Source organism: Pollutimonas rozaliensis (genome assembly GCF_048751585.1).
Classification (GTDB): domain Bacteria; phylum Pseudomonadota; class Gammaproteobacteria; order Burkholderiales; family Burkholderiaceae_B.
Genome location: NZ_JAZHOB010000005.1, coordinates 100,710 through 120,355, shown reverse-complemented (window position 1 = coordinate 120,355; position 19,646 = coordinate 100,710). Strand labels below are relative to the sequence as shown.

The window sequence follows — 19,646 nt, the reverse complement described above, 5'->3', positions numbered from 1 at the left end:
AATGCATTTCACGATGCCAACGGCAGCGGTAGAGGTAAACTCTTGCATGCATATCATGCCTGGGGAATATCAATGAACCGCAGAACACTGTTGGGCACGGCCGCTTTTGGCGCATTATCGTTTTCGCTTTCTTCATGCGGGGGCGCGCAGCCCCTGCGCAAGGCGGACATCGAGCAAGGCCTGCGTGAATTCGGCGACTTGTCGCCAAACGCCGCCGTCAGCATTTCCATCCAGGGCGAAGGCGGCCGGCGGCAACACTATGCGCACAAGGCGCAGCAGCCGCTATTCGTCGGCAGCGCCGTGAAGACATTCATTCTTGGGCAGTACCTGAAAGAGGTCGAGGCGGGCCGGCTGGCCGAAGACACTCAGGTCGAGATCGGGCCGCGGGTATGGTCGCCCGGCAGCCCGGTATTCATCGGCCTGCAAGGCAGCACCACCGCAAAGAGCGTATTGGAGGCCATGATCGCGCACAGCGACAATACCGCAACCGATGTGGCCATGAATGCCGTGGGCGCGGATAAGGTTCGCGAGCTGATCAAGGCGGCGGGGCTGAACGAAACCCGTATCCCAGATTCCACCCGCAAGCTGTTTTCCTACCTGGCCGGCGCGCCCAGCGGTACCGACATCGGCTGGAGCGGCATGCTGGACATGCAGAACGGGAAGAGTCCCGGCTCGTCCCGCCCGCCCATCAACCCGCATCAAACCATGCTAAGCACGGCAAGCGACATGACGCGCTGGTACGATCAGGTCCTGGCCGGCGGGATATTCAAGAAACCCGAAACCTTGGCCGAGTTCAAGCGGATCTCGGCCATGGCCGATGCCATGCCCATGATGGTGCCTGCGGACACCATGGCCTACGGCAAGGGCGGCAGTATAGATTGGGAAGATTTCCATTGCTTTTGCGTGGCGGGCCAGATGGTGCAGCCCACCCAGCGCAGCAGCTTCTGCTTCATCGTCAACTGGAAGGGAAGCGACGAGAGCGTTCCGGGCATGTTCAAGGAATTCAAGGAAAGGGGCCGGCGATTGCTGCAAGGAGTCGCTGCCTAGGCCCGCGCCGCAGCGCCCCGGACCGGTGCCTGGCAAATCATGGAAAACATACTTAGAAAACTTGACCTGACCTCGCTGCGCCTGTTTGCCGCCGTGTGCCAGGAAAGCAGCATTGCCCGGGCGGCTCAGCGCGAGTTCATCGCGCCGTCGGCGGTAAGCCGGCGCATTGCCGATATGGAATCCCTGATCGGACTGCCATTGATCGAGCGGCATACCCGCGGCGTGAAAATCACGGCGGCGGGCCAGACGGTCCTGCGCCATGCGCACCGCATCATCGGCGACGTCGAAGCCATGGGGGCGGAGCTGTCCCGCCTGTATGCCGGTGTCAAAGGATCTGTCCGGGTGGTGGCCAACCTGTCGGCCATCGTCCAGTTCCTGCCGGAAGACATCGCCGCTTTCCAGCGGGTGTTTCCCGAAGTGGATATCGACCTGGAAGAGCAGCACAGCCCGGACGTCCAGCGCCTGGTGCGTGAGCGGGCCGCCGACTTCGGCATCTGCAATCACATGGCCGGGTTGGACGGGCTGGAGCAACTACCCTATCGGGAGGATCGCCTGGCGGTCATGATGCCCGCCGGACATTCCATGGCCAGCTGCCGAAACCCTAGCTTGAAGGACATTGCGCGGGAGACCTTCGTCAGCCTGCGCGAGAACAGCGCGCTAACTCAGATGCTGGCTGCCCAGGCCGATGCGCTGGGCATTTCATTGTCGATAAAAATACGCGTCGCCAGCCTGGACGCCTTGTGCCGCATGGTGCATGCCGGACTTGGCATGGCCATCATGCCCCAGCAGGTGGCAGAGCTGCATCTGCAGTCGCTGAACGTGGTGGTTCATCCTTTGTCGGACGCCTGGGCGGAGCGCAAGATCAGCATCGTGTTTCCCGACAGGCGGCAGCTTTCCGCCACGGCCGAAACCCTGTTGAAGTTTCTTACGCAGCGCAACTGAACCCGTTGCCGATTTGCGATGGCCGGCATGCCCAGAAGGCACTTCGGGCGCTGGCTTCCCTTCCCTATACTGACGGCGCATCCCATGAGTTCATAAGGGTTGCGGGCCTTTGCGCCTTACTACTATCAGGGAGACGACATGTTCACGCATAAATTCCTGGCCGGCTGCATGCTGGCCTTCGGCGCCGCTAGCATCGCCGCAACAGCCGTCGCGGCCGATTACCCCGATCGCTCCATCCGCTTGATCGTGCCCACATCGCCCGGCTCGACCGCCGATGTGGTGGCCAGGGTGGTCGCCGACAACATGGGCAAGACACTGGGGCAGACCTTGGTCGTGGAGAACCTGTCGGGAGCCGCCGGCGTTCCGGGAACGCGCCAATTGGTCGCCGGCAAGCCGGACGGCTATACGCTGGGTATTGTATCTTCCAACCATGCCATCAACCCCAGCCTGCATAAAAGCCTGCCTTACGATTCGGTAAAGGACATCACGCCGATATCCATCATCGGCACGACGCCGCTGGTCATGGTGGTGGCGGAAAATTCCCCCTATCGCACGATTCAAGACCTGCTGAAGGCGGCGCGCGACCAGCCGGGAACCATCAATTACGGCTCGGCCGGATCCGGCAGCGTGCTGCACCTGGCCGGCGAGATGCTCAAGGCCAAGGCCAAGGTCGACATGGCGCACATACCGTATCGGGGCGGAAGCGCCTTGGCCACGGATGTGATGTCCGGGCAGATACACACCGCCTTCCTTGCCGTGCCTTCCGTACTGGGGCAGATCAAGGCGGGCAAGCTCAGGGCCCTGGCCGTCAGCACGGCCCAGCCCATCGCCGCGCTTCCCGGCGTGCCTTCCCTGAACGAAGCGGGCGTGCGGGGCTATGCCTACGATGCATGGATCGCCCTTATCGGCCCGGCGGGCCTGCCCGCCGATGTCGTCCAGAAACTTCAGGCCGCAACCGCCAAAGCCATGAAGGATGACGCCGTGCTGAAGGCGCTTTCCCCGCAGGGCTTCGTTTCCAACGGCAGCGGAACCGACGAAGCGCGCCGGACCATCGTGGACGAGATCGCCCGAAGCGCCGAACTGGTCAAGGCCGCCGGCATCACGCCTCAGCAGTAATTGCCCATGCCGTCGCCCAAGCTCCTGTCCGCCGGCCAGCCGCGCCTGTTGTTTCTGTCGCAAAGGGCCGATGCCATCAGCGCGCAACTGCAAGGCGCGGCGCTGTCCTTGCCGCAGGCCGCGCCGTTGCGGGACGACATATCCACCGACGAAATCACGCCGGTGGCGATCATGACTCATTTCGACGAGGCGCTGGGCCGCTATCCCTATACCGGCTTCCAGGTCGAAGGTTTGCGGCCCATAGCGGTGGATGCGATAAAGGCGGCCGGTTTCAATGTTGTGGTGGCGGGCAAGCGCTATGGGAAAGGATCATCGCGCGAGCACAGCCCCGTGGCCGAGAAGTCCGCCGGCATACAGCTGGTGATCGCCGAAAGCTTCGAGCGCATCTACCGCCAGAATGCCGACAACATCGGTCTGTATACCAGCACCGACATGGGGCTGCTCGAACGCCTGCTGCGCGGCGAATCCATCACCGTGGACGAAATCGTCGAAGGGCGCGATGCGCTTGCCGCCTCCATCGTTCGCGCGGGCGGCTTGCTTGCCTTTGGCCAAGCGCATTTGAAGGAGGCCGCAGCCGGCGGGCGGGATGAACCCGATGGCCGGCCGCGCACCCTGTTTGAAAAAATCGTGCGGCGCAACCGCCTGCGCACCCCCGTGACGCCGGACGATCCGCGGGTTGGCGACGGTGTCTTCGTCCACGCGGATTGGCGCTTCATCCACGAGTACTACACGGGCATGGCCGCGCATATGCTGCATGCCCGCTACGGGAAACCCCTGTCGCTGGTGGACCCCGAGCACATAGTGGTCTTTGAAGACCACACGTCCTACATAGAGGAAAGTCCCAACCATGTCCGCGCCGGCACCGTTCCGAATGTCAGGGCCATGTGCCAGGCGCAGCGCGACTTCGTCGGCGAGTACCAATTGCGGCAGCACCGTACACTGACTGAAGCCGAGGCCGCCGAAAATCCGGTATCGGACGCGGCGGGAATCTCGCACGCCATGATGGCGGAGCACTACGTGCTGCCGGGGCAAATCGCGGCCGGCACCGATTCGCACACGCCGCACAGCGGCGCGCTGGGCTGCCTTGCTTTCGGTGTGGGCACGACGGACATGGCCAACGCCTTCGTCACCGGCGCGGTCAGGCTGACCATGCCGGCATCCCTGCGCGTCGAGTTGTCCGGCGCCTTGCGGCCGGGCGTAACAGCCAAGGATGTCGTGCTGCATATTCTGGCGCTGCCTGAGATCCGCGCGGGCGCCGGCGTAGGAAAAGTCTTTGAATTCTGCGGTGAAGTCGTCGGCAATTTCTCTATCGACGAGCGTGCCACGCTGACCAACATGACCGCCGAGCTGGGCGGCCTGACCGGCATTGTGGCGCCCGACCAGGAGACCCTGCGCTTTCTGCGGGAAAGGCGCGGCGTCGACATCCAGCTGGAACCGTGGATGCATAGCGACCCCGGCGCATCTTATGCCGCCAGGTTGCATATCGATTGCGGCGGCCTGGCTCCCATGGTGGCCGCGCCGGGCGACCCCGGCAACGGCCTGCCCCTGTCCGGCGTCAAGGACAGGCCTCGTGTCCATATCGCCTACGGCGGGTCATGCACCGCCGGCAAGCGCGAGGACTTCGACCATTATCACGTTGTGCTGTCCTGGGCGGTGGAGCATGGGCTGCGGGTACCGGCCGGCGTAACCCTGTACTTGCAATACGGCACCACGGCGGTGCGCGACTACTGCGTCCAGAAGGGCTACGACCGCACGTTCGCGGCGGTGGGCGCCCGTATTCTTCAGCCTTCTTGCGGCGCTTGCGCAAATTGCGGTCCGGGGTCGTCGACCGATGCCTCGCAGGTGACCGTCAGTGCGATCAACCGGAATTTCCCGGGCCGCTCGGGGCCGGGGCAGGTCTGGCTGGCCAGCCCGCCGACTGTGGCGGCCAGCGCGCTGCTGGGAGAACTGGTCTCTTTCGAAGAGCTCAAGGGGCGCTGTGCTTCTTGAAGGCACGGGATATGCGGCGGGGGCTCACCGAGCCCGCCCGCGAAGAGCTACGTCTTTGTCTTGTCCGAAGAGGTGAACGCCGCGACGCCGTCGCGGAACGCCTGGCTTGCGTAGACCTTTTCGATCAGATCGTCGTCGTTCAGCGATTGTTCCATCACCAGGCGCCGCAGGCTTTCCTTGACCGCCACTTGCGTGACGGAGGACAGACCCATCAGCCTGTGTGCCAGTTCATGGGCGGCGCCTTCAAGCTCCTGCTTTGGGCAAACCTGATAGGCGTATCCGCAAGACAAGGCCTCATCGGCCAAAACGTAGTCGGCCAGCAGCAGCATCTTCTTCACGCGGGGAAGGCCGAACGCGGCGGTCAGGCGAGCCAGGTTCCGCGACGACAGTGTGTTCGACAAGGTCTTGGCGATGGGAATGCCAAACTTGGACGTGTCGCTGCACACGCGAAAATCGCATACGGTGGCCAACGCCAGGCCGCCGCCCACCGCCCATCCATCGACAACGGCGATGGTTGGCACGGCGATGCGCTCGACGGCGTCAACGACCCGCTCGACAAAGGCCTCGTAGTCCAGGCCTTGTTTTCCGCTGGTGAAGTCCTTGAAGTAGGAAATATCCGTTCCAGCGATGAATGACTTCCCGCCCACGCCCCGGAACAGTATGCATCCCGCGCCCTGTTCCTGGGACGATTCGATCAGTGCAAGCACGTCTTCGTACATGGGCAGCGTCATGGCGTTATGGCGCTCGGGCCTGTCGACGATGATCTCGGCGACGCCCGTCGGATGCATGATGAGGTCGACGGATTTTTTCATGATGCCGCCTGACCGGAGGCATTCAGCGCCTTGATTTCGGCGAGGATCTCTTCATTGTGCTCGCCCAGCAGGGGCGGGTGGCGGCGCACCTGCTGCGGCGTACCCAGCATCTTGACCGGAAAGCCGATATTCTTGACCTTGCCCTCGATGGGGTGGTCGATGTCCATGGCCATGCGCCGGTAAGTGCCGTGTTCGCCTTCGAAGGCTTCGGGATAGGTCAGGATGGGACCGGCGGGGATGCCGGCCTCAAGCATGACGTCTATCCATTCGGCGCTGTCGCGCTTGGCGAATTCGCGCTCCAGCTCTTCAATCAAGGCCTCGCGGTTCTTGAGCCGCAGCGGAATCGTTCCGTATTCCGGGTGGTCGATCAGATCGGGACGCTCCAGCAAGTGGCAAAGCCTGGTCCAGAGCTTCTGGTTGGTCGCGCCCATGACCAGGTAGCCGTCACGGGCCTTCACCGCCTGATACGGGGCGCTCATTTTATTGCTGGTGCCCAGCGGCGCGGGTGGTACCCCGGTCCCCCAGTATTCCGACATGTCCCAGATGGAAAACGCCATGGCCGAATCGAAGAGCGAGGCGTCGATGTGCTGGCCGACCCCTGTCTTCTGCGCGCCGATGTAGGCGGACAACAGGCCGTATACCGCGAACAAGGCGCATCCGATGTCGGCCACCGGCACACCGGCTTTCACCGGCTTTTCGCCTTTGTAGCCGGTCACGCTCATGATGCCCGACATGGCCTGGGCCATCAGGTCGAAGCCGGGACGATGGGCCCAGGGCCCGCTTTGCCCGAAGCCGGAAATGCTGACATAGACGATTTTCGGGTTGACCGCCTTGATGCTCTCGTAATCGATGCCAAGGCGCTTGACCGCGCCGGGACGGTAATTCTCGACGATGACGTCCGCCGTCTTGGCCAGCTCGTAGAAGGTCTTTCTTCCTTCTTCGTCTTTAAGGTCCAGCGTCAGCGAACGCTTGTTGCGGTTCATGTTCAGGAAGCCCATGCTGTCGGGCCCCTTCATCTTGAACCCCATGGCGCCCCGTGTCTGGTCTCCGGTGGGAGGCTCGACCTTGATGACGTCGGCGCCCATGTCGGCCAGCAGCATGCAGGCAAAGGGCCCCGCCATGACCTGGCTGACATCCAGGACGCGTATGCCGTTCAGCGGCAGATTGTTTGCAGTATTCATATCAGCTGTCCGCGCGAATGTTGGCGGCACGTACGACCTTGCCCCATTTTTCGTATTCTACGGCCATGAAGGACGCAAAGTCATCGACCGAGCCGCCGCCATCCTCGACGCCGTAGCTGTCGAAGCGCTGGACTACGTCGGGCATGAGCAACACCTTGTTGATGTCCGCATTGATGGCCATCGCCAGGTCCTTGGGCATGTCGGCGGGTCCCACGACGCCGTACCAGCTGGATGCATCGAAGCCCTTGAAGCCCCGCTCGTCCATGGTGGGCACGTCGGGGAAGCCCTTGGCGCGCTTGAGCCGGGTCTGGGCGATGGCATACAGCTTGCCGCCTTTGACCTGCGCCGTCGAGGCCGTCATGGTGTCGAAGCTGAAATCGATCTGGCCGCCGATCAGGTCCGTATGCATCGGGCCGGATCCGCGGTAGGGCACGTGTATGCTTTCCACCTTGGCCGCCATGTTGAACATTTCGGCGGCAAGATGCTGGACCGAGCCCGTGCCCGATGAGCCGAAAGAGACGGTGCCCGGATTCTGCCTGCACTGCTGGACCACGTCATCGACCGATTTGTCCTTGTATCTGTCGTTGGCCACCAAAAGATGCGGCGTTGCGCCAATCAGGGCCACCGGCGCGAAATCCTTCAGCGGATCGTAGCTGACGGTCTTGAAAATGTGCGGGGCGATGGCATGCGTATTGACGTGCGCCATCAGCAAGTTCAGGTCTTTGGAATGGCGCATCTTCGAGAACTGCTCCGCCGCCAGCATGCCGGTGGCGCCCGGCTTGTTCTCAACGACCACCGGACGGTCCCAAAGCTCGCTTAGCTTGCTGCCCACGATGCGCGCAAACACATCGGTGCCCCCGCCCGGCGCCCAGCCTACAGTAATCTTGATCGTGCCTTGAGGTAGCGGCGAAGCCATAAGCATGGGCGAAGCCAGCAGGGCTGTTGCGCCCAGAAGGAATGAACGGCGTTTCATGGTGTCTCCGATAATAGGAATAGTGTCGTTCATTGTTCCCGGCTGGCGGCAGGGCGGCAAGAATGCCCGAAGCATGCCTGGTTTCGCAAATTGCGAAACCGGCCTGCCGGGCAGCGCCGTGCCAGTCAATGAAGCAAGGCGGGAAGGCGGCTGGCTAGCTGTCGCCCAGCAAGATATCCAGCACATTGCGCAGGGCCAGCGGCTGCGCATTGATGTCGACGGAAGACAGCATATAGCGGCGTTCGTGCCAGTCGCCCTGGATCTGGGCGGTCTCCAGCGAAGGATCGATACGGAAATCCTCCAGGACGCCGGGCGGTATCAGGCCCACGCCCAGCCCTTGCCTGACCAGGGCCAGCATCGTGTCGAAGCCGCTGACGATAAAGCTGGACTGGAACTGCCGGCCACGGCTGCGGTAGGCCCTTTGCACGGCGGCCAGGATGGCCGAGCCTTTTCCCAAGGTGACCAGGGGCACACCGAGCACCTCTTCCAGGGACACCGGTTCGCTGTGGAAATGAAAATGCGCGCGGCTGTAGACCAGTACCAGCCGGTCCTGGCGATAGTTCAAGGCCTCCAGCGACATGAAGCCGCTGGTTTTTTCGTAGATGCCGATGTCGATGATCTTGTCGCGCAGCAGTTGCTGTACGACCTTGCTGTTTTCTTCGAATACCTGAATGGCGATGCCGGGATGCCGTCTTTTGATGCGCGCAATGTCCTGGGCCAGGAACTGGATGATGGCGGTTTTAGGGGCGCCGATGATGATGCGCCCGTCCTGCCCGCGGCTGATCGCGTCGGCGTCATCCTTCAGGCGCAGAATCAGGCTGTCGATCTGGCGCATGTGTTGCAGCAATTTGCTGCCCGGCTCGGTAATCCTGACCCCATGGGGCACACGCTGGAATATCTTGGCGCCGCATTGGGCTTCCAGTTCCGATATCCGGCGGGAGGCCGCCGCGACCGCCAGATTCAGCTTGTCGGCCGCGCGCGATATGCTTCCTTCGTCCGCAACAGCCAAGACCAGCTGCACAGTGGTGGAATCGATCTTCACATAGCCGCCCGCGGGACGTCAGCCCTGCGAGGCCTCCGCATTGGCGGCCGCTTGCTCGGCAAGCCGTGCAAGCTTGCGCGACTCTTTCAGGACAGCGTTGGCGTAATTGCGCGCATTGCCCGAGTACTTTGCCAAGGCGGCGGACAGCTTGCCGCCGGCCATTTCCAGATACTCTTCCAGGACGTCTGCGCCGACGCGTATGTTTACCGCCGGATCGAAAAGCGATTCCGACGGATGCAGCTTGTCACGGTGCCAGCGGCGAACCACTTGCATCAGGCCCTGCGCGCCATAACGGCTTTGCACCCGGGGGCTCAAGGAGCTTTCCTTCTGCATGATGGCGATCAATAGCTCGGGCTCCAGCCCTTCGCGCTTGTCCGCCTCCGCCCAGGCCAGGTTCACATACTTGCGTACCGTAGCGGGGGGCTGCCCCCATTTCTTCGACAAATACTTGACCTGCGCCTGCTTGCTGGCCTCTTCGGCAAGCGACTGCAGTTGCACATCGTCGAGCGGGTCGGAAATCAGTTCGGGCAGATCGGCGGGACTGGTCCACTGTTGCAGCGCGATCTGCATGGATATCGTCGCCATGGGATCCCACTCGCCGGCCAATTTTTTGGCGGAGGCGCCGGTGGGCGCAAGCAAGCAACCGGCCAGGCCAAGGATGCCAAAGGCCTGGCGGGTATTGCGGATAAGCGTGATATTACGAAAAGGCTTAAGGAGGGCGGTTATTGAATTATTAAGTGTCATCGGTCCATGGCATCCGTGGCCATGGAAGGGCCGGGCACAGGGTGGATGCGGTTTACTATTGATTAATGGCGCCGGAGGCGCGTTTCTTTTCCTTAATAATCATAACATTGCATGTATTCAAAGACGGGCCAAGGTGTAAGACGAAGCAACGGGTAAAGGCGTGAAGTTACGTTATGAAGCATTTTGGAGCGATGTTGAACCCGGCTCTTGCAGGGATAATTCGCGGATCCCACAGCTCATTATTTCAGATAGATATAAGAAAACAATAAATTAGTCTATATGCTTATATAAAAGTTTGAGAAAATGAACGCATTCTTCTTTGTGGCTCTCGACATGAAAATTTTCCTATCCATCGCGTCCGCTATTGCGGCAGTGGCCATCAGCGCCGCCAGCCAGGCGGCCCCCTTGCTGGCGCCCGCGCAGCTTAATGATGTCCGCGCTGACGCCACCGTGCGCATTATCGACATTCGCCCCGCCCCGGCATATGGCGCCAACCATATCCCGGGAGCCCTGAGCGCGCCTTATGGTTCCTGGCGAGGTCCGGAAAGCAACCCGGGCCAGTTGCCCCCGCTGGAAAAACTGACTGCACTGGTGCAGGGCCTGGGCCTGGACGAGAACACGCACGCGGTGGTGGTTTCCTCCGGTGCCGATTCCACCGATTTTGGCGCCTCGGCCCGTGTCTACTGGACGTTGAAGTATCTGGGGCTGACCAATCTGTCGATTTTGAATGGCGGTCTGAAGGCCTGGGCCGATGCGGGTCTGCCGCAAGACAAAAGCGCGGCCGCTGTGGCTGCCAGCCAATATAAGCCTGTGCTGAACAACGCGCTTATCGCAACCAAGGAAGACGTCCAGTCCAAGATCGACAGCCCGCAAACCCTGTTGGTGGACGCCCGCCCGGCCAAGTTCTTCCTGGGCGAGGTCAAGGCGCCGGCCGTGAGTATTCCCGGCACGATTCACAATGCCATCAATCTGGAAAACGACAAGTGGTTCAAGCCGGGTACTTCCCAGTTTGTCTCGACCGAAGAGGCCAAGAAGATTGCGGCGCGCGAGCTGACCAAACCGGCCGAAGAGACGATTTCCTTCTGCAATACCGGGCACTGGGCGGCGACTGACTGGTTCGCGCTTTCAGAAGTCGTTGGCCAAAAGAATGTCAAGCTGTATCCTGCCTCCCTTGTCGAATGGACGCAATCGCCGACAGCCCTTCCCATGGATAATGTGCCTGGACGCGGTCAGCAGATCCTGAACGATCTAAAGAGTCTTATAAGCAAGGCAACTTCCTGAGCAGTCATATGAAACGTCTCCCTATTGCGGCCGTGATGGCCGCATTTTTTGTATTCCTGGTCTGGTTCGTATCCGTGCGCCAGGCGGCTTTGTTTCTTGTAGGCATAGGCATGGGCAGCGTGCTGGCGGGAGCCCGCTTCGGGTTTACGACCGGTTGGCGCCGCCTTATCGAACAGCGCGATCCCAGCGGTGTGCTGGCGCAACTGTTCCTGCTGGCTCTCGCCGCCGCGGTGTCCATGCCTTTGCTGGCCGCGTTTCCCACCGACCTGGGCGCCGCCCTTGGACCTCCAAGCATCAGCCTTCTTGTGGGCGCCTTCGTTTTCGGCGCCTGCATGCAGATTGCGGACGGCTGCGGCTCCGGAACCTTGTACAAGGCGGGGATGGGCGTGCCATTGAACATGGCGATTTTGCCCGTTTTCGCGTTTGGCAGCTTCATGGGTTCGGTGCAGCTTGAGCAGTGGCTGCAGTTGGGGGCGGTCAAGCCGGTGGGGCTGGTTGCCCAATATGGACCGCTTGATGCCTTTTTGCTGACGCTGGCCGGATTGGCCGTCTTCGCCGCGGCGGCTGTGCTCTGGTCCGGCAAATCGGCTCGCTGGTTTGATCGCAAGCTGTTTATCGGCGCGATCCTGCTGGCGGTGCTGGCTGTGTTGAATCTGGTGATTGCGGGTCAGCCCTGGGGCGTTGTATATGGCTTTGGGTTATGGTTCGGCAAAATCGCGACGGCGGCCGGCATTTTCGATCCCGCCTCCAATCCGTTCTGGAGCCAACCGGTGAACATGGCGAACCTGTCGCAATCGGTGTTCATGGATGTGACGTCCATCACGAATATCGGCATCCTGGCGGGAGCCCTGTACATCGCCGCACGCAAGTCGTCGTCCAAGCCTTCGGCTCCGCTGACCGGTACTCAATGGCTGGTCGGGATTGTCGCGGGGTTCTTATTGGGCTACAGCTCGCGCCTGGCCTTTGGCTGCAACATAGGGGCCATGGTCAGCGGTATTTCGACCGGCAGCCTTCATGGCTGGATCTGGGTGCCCATGGCATTCATGGGTTCACTGATCGGCGTGCGCCTGCGTCGCCATTTTCAGTTCTGAGGTCGGAGGCGATATGAAACGTCCGATAGTATTGATCGCGTTCTGGATTGCGCTGCTTGGGTTTTTTGCATGGGATTGGGCGGCTTCCGATCCGGTCAACGTGCACATGGAACCGCCGCTGATCGCGGCGGGTTCGGGGCAGGCTCCGTCTGGGGGGCATTGCGCGTCCACGTTCTGATCGCTTCGGGTCGGAGGCGCCGCGCAAGCCCGCGTACTAGTTCACACTCGCTCCGGCCACCTCGACCGTTTCCTTCCATTGCTGGTATTCGGCCTCCTGCATTTTCGCAAGCTCCTCCGGGCCTTCGGTCATGACGGACATGCCCAAGCCCTGGAAGAGTTCTTTGGTCTTGGGGTCGGACAAGGCGGCTTGCGCTGTTTTGTGCAGTTTATCGATGACGGGCCCGGGTGTGCCCGCGGGGGCATAAAGGGCCACCCACATTTCACTTCGGAAGCCGGGGATTTTCTCGCTGATCGCGGGCACATCGGGCAGGACTCCGGTGCGCTGAGCGCTGGACACACCCAAGGCGCGTAGCTTGCCCGCCTTGATGTTCTCCAGCACCGAAGACAGGCTGCCGAAAATAATGGGGACCCGGCCGCTCAATACGTCGGCCATGGCCGGCGCCACGCCGCGGTAAGGTATGTGCTCCATGCGGGTGCCTATCGTGTGGGTAAGCATCTCTGGAATAAGGTGGTTCAATGTACCGGCTCCCGCCGATGCGTACTGATACTGGCCCGGGTTCTTCTTGATCAGCGCCAGGAATTCATCCAGGTTCTTCGCGGGAAAATCGGGATAAACCGCCAGCACGTAAGGAACCACCCCCAAAGCGGCGATAGGCGCGTAGTCCTTGATTGGGTCGAAGTTGGCGTTCTTGAAGACCCACGGAACGATCAACTGGTTGCTGTTGGCCGTGATGAACAGGCTGTACCCGTCATTCTTTTCGCGCAGCATGGCCTGATTGCCGATCACGCCGCCCGCGCCCGGTTTGTTGCTGATCACGATGGGCTGGCCAAGCAGCGCCGACATTTTTTCCGACACAATGCGCGCAACGATATCGGTGCCGCCGCCGGCGGCCGTCGGGGTCGTTACCGTGATGGGTCGCGTCGGATAATCGGATACGGCATCGGCGGCCGCGCTTGCCGTCATGAAAAAGCCGGCGCCTGCCAGCGCGATGGCTACGGTCTTGCCTAGAATTTTTCGGGTCTTGATCACTGCAGTCTCCTTTAGGGTTTTAACTTGCTTTCTATCGTTGCGGCCAATTCGAGCAGCCTGAAATCGTCATGCCAATCGGCAATCATCTGTACGCCCATGGGCAATCCGTCGGCGGCCAGCCTTACCGGAAGATGCAGGCATGGCCAGCCCAGCACGGACCACATTTTGTTGAATGACGGCGTGCCGGTGTGGGCATGGCCGGCCGGCGCGGTGCCGGAAGCGCTAGGCGTCAGGATGAGATCCGCGCCGTTTGATAATTGATGCCAAGCGCTTCTGAGTTCGCGCTGGACGGCGCGCATTTCAAGATACAAGCTGTCCGGAACCGCAAATCCTTCCGCTACGTTGCTCAGCAGGGAAGGGCTCAATACCTGTCGGTCATGGCGCAGTACGGGGGCAAGGTTGCGGGCGAATTCGTATCGCATGATTGCCGCATGCGCCTGCGCCAGAAGGTCAAGTTCCTTGCCCATCGCAACGTCCTCGCAATGGGCTCCCTCGCGCTCGAGCAGCTGCCGCAAATGCTGTATTGAAGCGACCGCCTGTGCATCGGGCGGCAGCTCCGCGCCATGCAATGTGATGGCGACCTTAAGTTGGCGCGGATCGCCGCCTTTTTTGCCGGGGCCATGCGGCAGCAGCGCCTGGGCGGCCGCGCGGGCATAGTCCACCGACGCGGCATGCCAGCCTATGGTGTCCAGGGATTCGCTGGTCAATTTCAGGCCGTCGCGGCTGACCAGCCCGAAGGACGGCTTGAACCCGACGACCCCGCAATACGACGCGGGGCGGATGATGGAGCCGCCGGTTTGCGTACTGAGCGCCAGCGGCACCATGCCTGCGGCCACCGCCGCCGCTGAACCGCTGGAAGAGCCTCCCGGCGTATGGTCAAGGTTCCATGGGTTGCGCGTCGGTCCAGGTTGGCGGAAGGCATACTCCGCCGTCACGGTTTTACCAATGGGAATCCCGCCCGCGCAGCGCAACTGTTCAACGCAGGCCGCGTCGTACGGCGCCGCTTGTTTGATGTCCCCCGCAGCGCCGCATTGCGTAGGCAGCCCGCGAAGGTCGATCACGTCCTTCACGCCAAAAGGCAGCGCCCGAAGCGCTTGCGCCGCGGCGTCCGCCACGTCGGCTTCAAGGTCTTGCCGGGATCGCAGTCCCGCCCAGGCCCGCACATCCGCTTCCCTTCGTTCTATGGCATCCATGCTGATGCGCAGGGCGGTGTCGGGCGCGCTTTTGGAAAGCTCTTCCCTGCCAGGAAAGTACCCGGCCAATAACTCAAGGTCCCGCTCAACTTTCATAACGACTCTTCTTATCCCTTTGTGGGAGTTCAACAAATTCTTGGTTCCATCGAAGCGCAAATGGTAAAGTGCACATTGATGCGCGTCCAATACCATTTTTGCCTGAATTAATGACTAAATCGGAAATAATAAAATTCGACGGGCGTAGCCTGTTCGCCTTCTGCGTAGTGGCCGAGGAACTGCACTTCGGCAGGGCGGCGGAGCGGCTGTCGACCAGCCAACCGCCGCTTAGCCGGCAGATCAAGCAACTGGAAGAATGGGTGGGCACCCCGCTGTTCCTGCGTTCGACCCGGGTTGTAAGCCTGACGCCCGCCGGCGCGGTGATGTACGAACAGGCGCGGCGGATATGCGCGGACCTTGAGCACATGCTCAGGGCGACTCGCCAAGTGGCACGGGGCGATGCCGGTTCACTGTCCATCGGCATCACACCCAGCGCGGCGCACTCGCCCCTGGTGGAGTCGCTGCATTCCTTCCGGCGTAACCACCCCACCATAGAATTGGATCTTCGCGAAATGGATTCGGTCGACATGACGGCCGCGCTGCTGGCACGGCAACTGGATGCGGCGCTTATGCGCCCCATCGTCCAGAGCGACAAGATCCGGACGACGCTGGTCTACGAAGAGCCCATCGTGCTGGTATCAAGGACGGAAAGCATCTTTGCGGGAAAGAGCGTAAGACTGGAGGACATTGCGCGCCATCCCTTGATCGGCTATGACGGGTCGGTGTCTCCGTACTTTGCCGAGATGGTGGAAGGGTTATTCGCCCAGGCGAACATAAGGCCGAATATCGTGCAGAAAAGCCGGCTGCCGTCCATACTGACGCTGGTGGAGGCGGGCGTGGGCGTGGCTATTGCCCCCGCATCCATGGCCCAAGCGCATACCGCGGCCCTGACATGCCGCCCCATCAGCGCCATGAACCTGCCGCGCGCGCAAGTCGTCGTGGCTGTTTCACAGGATGCGACAAACCCTGCCATCCACAATCTGGTGGCGGCTTTGCTGGCCAGGCGAAGTCGAGGTTAAAGGACGGCAAAGCCTGCCGCGGGGCAGGTCGCCCGCAAGGTCATGGCAACTGTAGTGCTTTATATCCGTTTTTCGTTCTACTCTTACAGGAAACAGGTGCTCTATGTCTCGGAATGTTGGCGTAATCGGTCTCGGTGCAATGGGGTTCGGCATGGCTCGCAGCCTGCTGCGCGGCGGCTTCAAGGTTCATGGCTATGACGTCAGGGCATCGGCGCTGGAGCAGCTTGCCGCTGAGAACGGCATCGCATGCGACACGCCTGCGCAGTTGGCGCAGCATTGCGATGTACTGGTCATTGTCGTCGTCAATGCGGAACAGACCGAAGAGGTCTTGTTCGGTGCCAACGGTGCCTGCGCCGGCCTGAAGCCGGGTAGCGTGGTATTGGCCTGCGCCACCGTTGCCCCCGGTTTTGCCGCAAGCCTTGCCCAGCGCTTGGCGGAACGGCAAGTCCTGATGCTTGATTCGCCGATCTCGGGCGGAGCGGCTCGCGCGGCATCGGGCGAATTAAGCATGATGACCTCTGGGGTGCCCGAAGCCTACGCCAAAGTGGAAGATGTGCTGGCTGCCATGGCAAAGAACGTCTATCGGTTGGGCGATCAATATGGCACCGGCTCCAAGGTGAAGATCATCAATCAACTGCTGGCCGGCGTGCATATAGCCGCCGCCGCGGAAGCCATGGCCCTGGGCATGCGCGAGGGCGTCGACCCCGCCGCCTTGTACGAAGTCATTACCCACAGCGCCGGCAATTCCTGGATGTTCGAAAACCGCGTGCCGCATATTCTGGACGGCGACTACACGCCCTTGTCGGCCGTCGATATCTTCGTCAAGGACCTGGGGTTGGTGCTGGATACCGCAAGGGGAAGCAAGTTCCCCTTGCCCCTGTCCGCGACGGCGCATCAGATGTTCATGATGGCGTCCGCCGCCGGACACGGCAAGGAAGACGACTCGGCCGTCATCAAGGTCTTTCCGGGCATTGATTTGCCTGGATCGGCGGTGAAGTAAAAATTATTCGCTCCTCCGGATTTTTGGTGATGCCATGAGTACCAAGCCAGGCAGAATTGTAGTAACATATGTACATACCATCGGTTTATGGAGGTTCCATGTCCATCACCACAATATCAAGCCGCGAGTTCAATCAGGGGGCGAGCGAGGCAAAACGCGCCGCAAATGATGGACCGGTGTTCATTACAGACCGAGGCCGGCCGGCTCATGTTCTCATGAGCATCGAGCTTTACCAGCGCATTACCGGAAGTCACAAGAAGATCGCTGATTTGCTGGCAATGCCGGGGGTCGCCGATGCTGATTTTGAGACGCCTCGCTCGCGCGACCTTGCCAGGCCGGCGGACTTTTCCTGATGTTCCTTCTTGACACCAATGTGGTCTCTGAATTGCGCAAGGTTCGCCTTGGCCGAGCCGATAAAAATGTGGCTCAATGGGCCGACAGCGTGGATGCCGCGGATCTCTACTTATCGGCCATCACCGTGCAGGAACTGGAACTGGGCGTGTTATTGCTCGAGCGTCGCGACTCTGCACAAGGCGCTATCTTCCGGACTTGGCTGGAGAACCATGTTTTGCCTGCATTCGCCGGTCGCGTCCTGCCGGTTGACACAGCAATTGCCCAGCGTTGTGCAACGCTTCATGTTCCCGACCCAGGCCCGGCCATGGATAGCCTGATTGCGGCAACCGCCCTCGTTCATGGCATGACCCTGGTCACGAGAAACGTGGATGATTTTCAATCAACCGGCGTGGCTATTCTTAATCCATGGGACGTGCGCTAGAGGCCAAACGCTCCGCTTGTGCGCTGTACATAGCGCCGCCGAAGTACAATTTTCGTCTTTGCCGCACCCATCACCTCTTAAGGACACATCCCATGTTTCCCAGACTATTCCCGCGCGCGCTGGCCGCAGTCATCCTGGCCGCCGCTTCCGCGACCGCCCTTGCGGCCGCCTGGCCCGAGAAAGCCGTACGCGTCATTGTTGCCTATCCTCCGGGCGGCGTCAGCGATGCCGTCACGCGCGCCATCTCGGAAAAGCTGGGCGAACGCCTGGGTGTCTCGTTCGTTGTCGAGAACAAGGGCGGGGCGGGCGGCACGATAGGGATGAACGAAGTGGCAAGGGCGACGCCCGACGGCTACACCATCGGATTCTCGTCCGTCAGTCCCTTGGTCCTGTCCCCGGCCATCCGCAAAACGCCTTACGATCCACAAAGCGATATCGCCCCCATCGGCAGCGTGATGGTTTCTCCGGTGGTGCTGCTGGGCATCAAAGCCTTTAAGGGAAAGGATGTCGCCGATCTGATTTCCTTGTCCAAGGCGTCGCCCGGATCCTTGCGCTGGGCGACCTCGGGGCAAGGCTCGCTGGGGCACTTGATGCTGGAGCAGATGCAGCAGGCCGGCAAGATAGAAGTCACGCACGTTCCCTACAAGGGAGCCGGCCAGCAATTGACCGATGCCCTGGGCGGACAGTTTGAACTGATCTCCACCAACATGAGCCCCGCGCTGACGACGCATGTGGCCGAAGGCACCTTTGTGCCGCTGGCGATCGCCGCGCCCGCGCGCATCGCCTCGCTACCCAAGGTACCCACCTTCAACGAACTGGGTTATGCCGCCGCCAACAAAATGTCGGTGTTCGGTTTCTTTGCGCCGGGCGCAACGCCGGCAGCCATCGTCGCAAAGCTCAATACGGAACTCAACCAGGTTGTGGCCACGCCTGAAATCCAGAAGTTGCTGGTGGACAGCAACAATATCCCCGCCACCAGCACCCCGCAGCAGTTTGCCCAAGACATACGGGACGAGCTGGCGTCCAACCGGCAGTTGGTCGAAAAGGTTGCGAACTTGAAGCAGCAGTGACAGCCGGCTACCGGCAAGCCAGCAAGCGCGGCGGCGTACGTTGCGCCTACCGCGCAACCACTCCGCCGCGCTTGATCACCTCTGTCCATTTGCCGACTTCATCCTGAATGCGGCGCTGGAATTCGGCGGGTGTGCTGCCCACGGGAATAAAGCCCATTTGAGTCAGCTTTTCGCGCATCTCGCCGGATCGTATCGATGTTGCGATGGTGGTGGACAGTGTCTGGATGATGTCGTCCGGGACGCCGGCCGGCGCTATCAGCCCAAACAGCGGTGTCAGGTCGACGCCCGGCAGGCCCAGTTCGGCAAAGGTCGGAACGTCGGGCAGCAAGTCCACGCGCTGGCTGGTGGTGACGGCGATGGCGCGCAGGCGCCCGGCCTTGATGTGCCCGGCCAAGGTGGGAACCGTGGCGAAGGCGAACTGCACTTGTCCGCCCAGAAGATCGGTGATGACCGTGCCGCCGCCGCGGTAAGGGATATGCTGAATGTCGATGCCGGCACTCTGGCGCAATTGCTCGCCGGCCAGGTGCGGACCGCTGCCGACGCCCGCCGAGCCATAGGACAGCATGCCGGGCTTGGCCTTGGCCAGCTCAATGAATGACTTCAGGTCTTTGGCGGCAACGGAAGGGTGAACCACCATGACGAAGGGCGCGGTGGCGATCTGCGAAATGGGCTTGAAGTCTTTCAGGGTGTCGTAGGGAACCTCGGTGCCGCGCAGTCCGGGGTTGATGACGAAGGCCGAATCCACCATGCCCAGCGTATAGCCGTCGGGCGCCGACGTTGCCAAAGCTCGCGTGCCTATCATCGTGCCTCCGCCGCCCTTGTTTTCCACGACGAACGATTGCTTGAGCGCCTTGGACCATACGTCGGCGGCCAGGCGCCCCAGGTTGTCGGTCGCCCCGCCGGGAGGATAGGGAACCATCAGGTGCACAGGCTTGTCGGGATAGCCGGCGGCATGTGCGGAGGATGCCCAGGGGCTTGCGGCGGTGCCCAGCATCAGGGCGGCAGTGCCAATTACAAACGAGCGGCGTCCAGTTTTCATGTGTGTCTCCTTCACCTTTTATGGGT

20 protein-coding genes are annotated in these 19,646 nt (G+C 61.4%); 12 read left to right on the top strand and 8 right to left on the bottom strand.

Going from position 1 to position 19,646, the window contains the following annotated elements; genetic code table 11:
• Positions 1-72: 72 nt before the first annotated feature.
• From V0R37_RS10690 to V0R37_RS10675, 4 genes are all read left to right on the top strand, one after another.
• Positions 73-1,047, top strand: coding sequence for a serine hydrolase (locus V0R37_RS10690; RefSeq protein ID WP_420374486.1), 975 nt, complete (start codon positions 73-75; stop codon positions 1,045-1,047).
• Positions 1,048-1,086: 39 nt separating this feature from the next.
• Positions 1,087-1,989, top strand: coding sequence for a LysR family transcriptional regulator (locus V0R37_RS10685; RefSeq protein ID WP_420374485.1), 903 nt, complete (start codon positions 1,087-1,089; stop codon positions 1,987-1,989).
• Between the two features lie 138 nt (positions 1,990-2,127).
• On the top strand, positions 2,128-3,105 hold the full coding sequence (locus tag V0R37_RS10680) for a Bug family tripartite tricarboxylate transporter substrate binding protein (RefSeq protein ID WP_420374484.1): 978 nt from the start codon (positions 2,128-2,130) through the stop codon (positions 3,103-3,105).
• Between the two features lie 6 nt (positions 3,106-3,111).
• Complete coding sequence (locus V0R37_RS10675; protein ID WP_420374483.1) at positions 3,112-5,094, top strand: aconitase family protein; 1,983 nt, start codon at positions 3,112-3,114, stop codon at positions 5,092-5,094.
• 47 nt (positions 5,095-5,141) lie between these two features.
• On the opposite strand, the gene V0R37_RS10670 is transcribed toward V0R37_RS10675, so the two are convergent.
• From V0R37_RS10670 to V0R37_RS10650, 5 genes are all read right to left on the bottom strand, one after another.
• Positions 5,142-5,906, bottom strand: a complete 765-nt coding sequence (locus V0R37_RS10670; protein WP_420374482.1) for an enoyl-CoA hydratase — start codon at positions 5,904-5,906, stop codon at positions 5,142-5,144.
• A complete protein-coding gene (locus tag V0R37_RS10665; RefSeq protein WP_420374481.1) occupies positions 5,903-7,087 on the bottom strand; it encodes a CaiB/BaiF CoA transferase family protein in 1,185 nt (394 codons plus the stop codon). The genes V0R37_RS10670 and V0R37_RS10665 overlap by 4 nt, the downstream gene beginning before the upstream one ends.
• Before the next feature lies 1 nt (position 7,088).
• On the bottom strand, positions 7,089-8,060 hold the full coding sequence (locus V0R37_RS10660; RefSeq protein WP_420374480.1) for a Bug family tripartite tricarboxylate transporter substrate binding protein: 972 nt from the start codon (positions 8,058-8,060) through the stop codon (positions 7,089-7,091).
• 154 nt (positions 8,061-8,214) lie between these two features.
• Positions 8,215-9,102, bottom strand: a complete 888-nt coding sequence (locus V0R37_RS10655) for a LysR family transcriptional regulator (protein WP_420374479.1) — start codon at positions 9,100-9,102, stop codon at positions 8,215-8,217.
• Between the two features lie 18 nt (positions 9,103-9,120).
• Positions 9,121-9,846: a transglycosylase SLT domain-containing protein gene (locus V0R37_RS10650; RefSeq protein ID WP_420374478.1), complete on the bottom strand. Its 726-nt coding sequence runs from the start codon at positions 9,844-9,846 to the stop codon at positions 9,121-9,123.
• 333 nt (positions 9,847-10,179) lie between these two features.
• Between V0R37_RS10650 and V0R37_RS10645 the strand changes: the two genes are divergently transcribed.
• Genes V0R37_RS10645 through V0R37_RS10635 form a run of 3 tightly spaced genes read left to right on the top strand, consistent with a single transcriptional unit; the run spans position 10,180 to position 12,396 of the window.
• Complete coding sequence (locus V0R37_RS10645; RefSeq protein ID WP_420374477.1) at positions 10,180-11,127, top strand: sulfurtransferase; 948 nt, start codon at positions 10,180-10,182, stop codon at positions 11,125-11,127.
• 8 nt (positions 11,128-11,135) lie between these two features.
• Positions 11,136-12,218 carry a YeeE/YedE thiosulfate transporter family protein gene (locus tag V0R37_RS10640; RefSeq protein ID WP_420374476.1) on the top strand — a complete coding sequence of 361 codons (1,083 nt, stop codon included), beginning with the start codon at positions 11,136-11,138 and terminating at the stop codon, positions 12,216-12,218.
• A gap of 13 nt (positions 12,219-12,231) precedes the next feature.
• Positions 12,232-12,396: a hypothetical protein gene (locus V0R37_RS10635; protein ID WP_420374475.1), complete on the top strand. Its 165-nt coding sequence runs from the start codon at positions 12,232-12,234 to the stop codon at positions 12,394-12,396.
• Positions 12,397-12,432: 36 nt separating this feature from the next.
• Here V0R37_RS10635 and V0R37_RS10630 read toward each other — a convergent pair whose 3' ends face one another.
• Positions 12,433-13,428, bottom strand: a complete 996-nt coding sequence (locus V0R37_RS10630) for a Bug family tripartite tricarboxylate transporter substrate binding protein (RefSeq protein ID WP_420374474.1) — start codon at positions 13,426-13,428, stop codon at positions 12,433-12,435.
• A gap of 11 nt (positions 13,429-13,439) precedes the next feature.
• Positions 13,440-14,717, bottom strand: coding sequence for an amidase (locus V0R37_RS10625; protein WP_420374473.1), 1,278 nt, complete (start codon positions 14,715-14,717; stop codon positions 13,440-13,442).
• Positions 14,718-14,827: 110 nt separating this feature from the next.
• Between V0R37_RS10625 and V0R37_RS10620 the strand changes: the two genes are divergently transcribed.
• The 5 genes from V0R37_RS10620 to V0R37_RS10600 all read left to right on the top strand — a co-directional run bounded on the left by V0R37_RS10620 (position 14,828) and on the right by V0R37_RS10600 (position 18,581).
• Positions 14,828-15,736, top strand: a complete 909-nt coding sequence (locus tag V0R37_RS10620) for a LysR substrate-binding domain-containing protein (RefSeq protein ID WP_420374472.1) — start codon at positions 14,828-14,830, stop codon at positions 15,734-15,736.
• A gap of 103 nt (positions 15,737-15,839) precedes the next feature.
• Positions 15,840-16,736 (top strand): L-threonate dehydrogenase, encoded by an 897-nt coding sequence (ltnD, locus tag V0R37_RS10615; RefSeq protein ID WP_420374471.1) that lies wholly within the window; start codon positions 15,840-15,842, stop codon positions 16,734-16,736.
• A gap of 98 nt (positions 16,737-16,834) precedes the next feature.
• Positions 16,835-17,089 carry a type II toxin-antitoxin system Phd/YefM family antitoxin gene (locus V0R37_RS10610; protein WP_420374470.1) on the top strand — a complete coding sequence of 85 codons (255 nt, stop codon included), beginning with the start codon at positions 16,835-16,837 and terminating at the stop codon, positions 17,087-17,089.
• Positions 17,086-17,511 carry a type II toxin-antitoxin system VapC family toxin gene (locus tag V0R37_RS10605; RefSeq protein WP_420374716.1) on the top strand — a complete coding sequence of 142 codons (426 nt, stop codon included), beginning with the start codon at positions 17,086-17,088 and terminating at the stop codon, positions 17,509-17,511. Before V0R37_RS10610 ends, V0R37_RS10605 begins: the two co-directional genes overlap by 4 nt.
• Positions 17,512-17,603: 92 nt before the next feature.
• Entirely contained in the window at positions 17,604-18,581 is a 978-nt protein-coding gene (locus tag V0R37_RS10600) for a Bug family tripartite tricarboxylate transporter substrate binding protein (protein ID WP_420374469.1), read from the top strand.
• A 46-nt stretch (positions 18,582-18,627) separates the two neighbouring features.
• On the opposite strand, the gene V0R37_RS10595 is transcribed toward V0R37_RS10600, so the two are convergent.
• A complete protein-coding gene (locus V0R37_RS10595) occupies positions 18,628-19,620 on the bottom strand; it encodes a Bug family tripartite tricarboxylate transporter substrate binding protein (protein ID WP_420374468.1) in 993 nt (330 codons plus the stop codon).
• Positions 19,621-19,646: the final 26 nt, after the last annotated feature.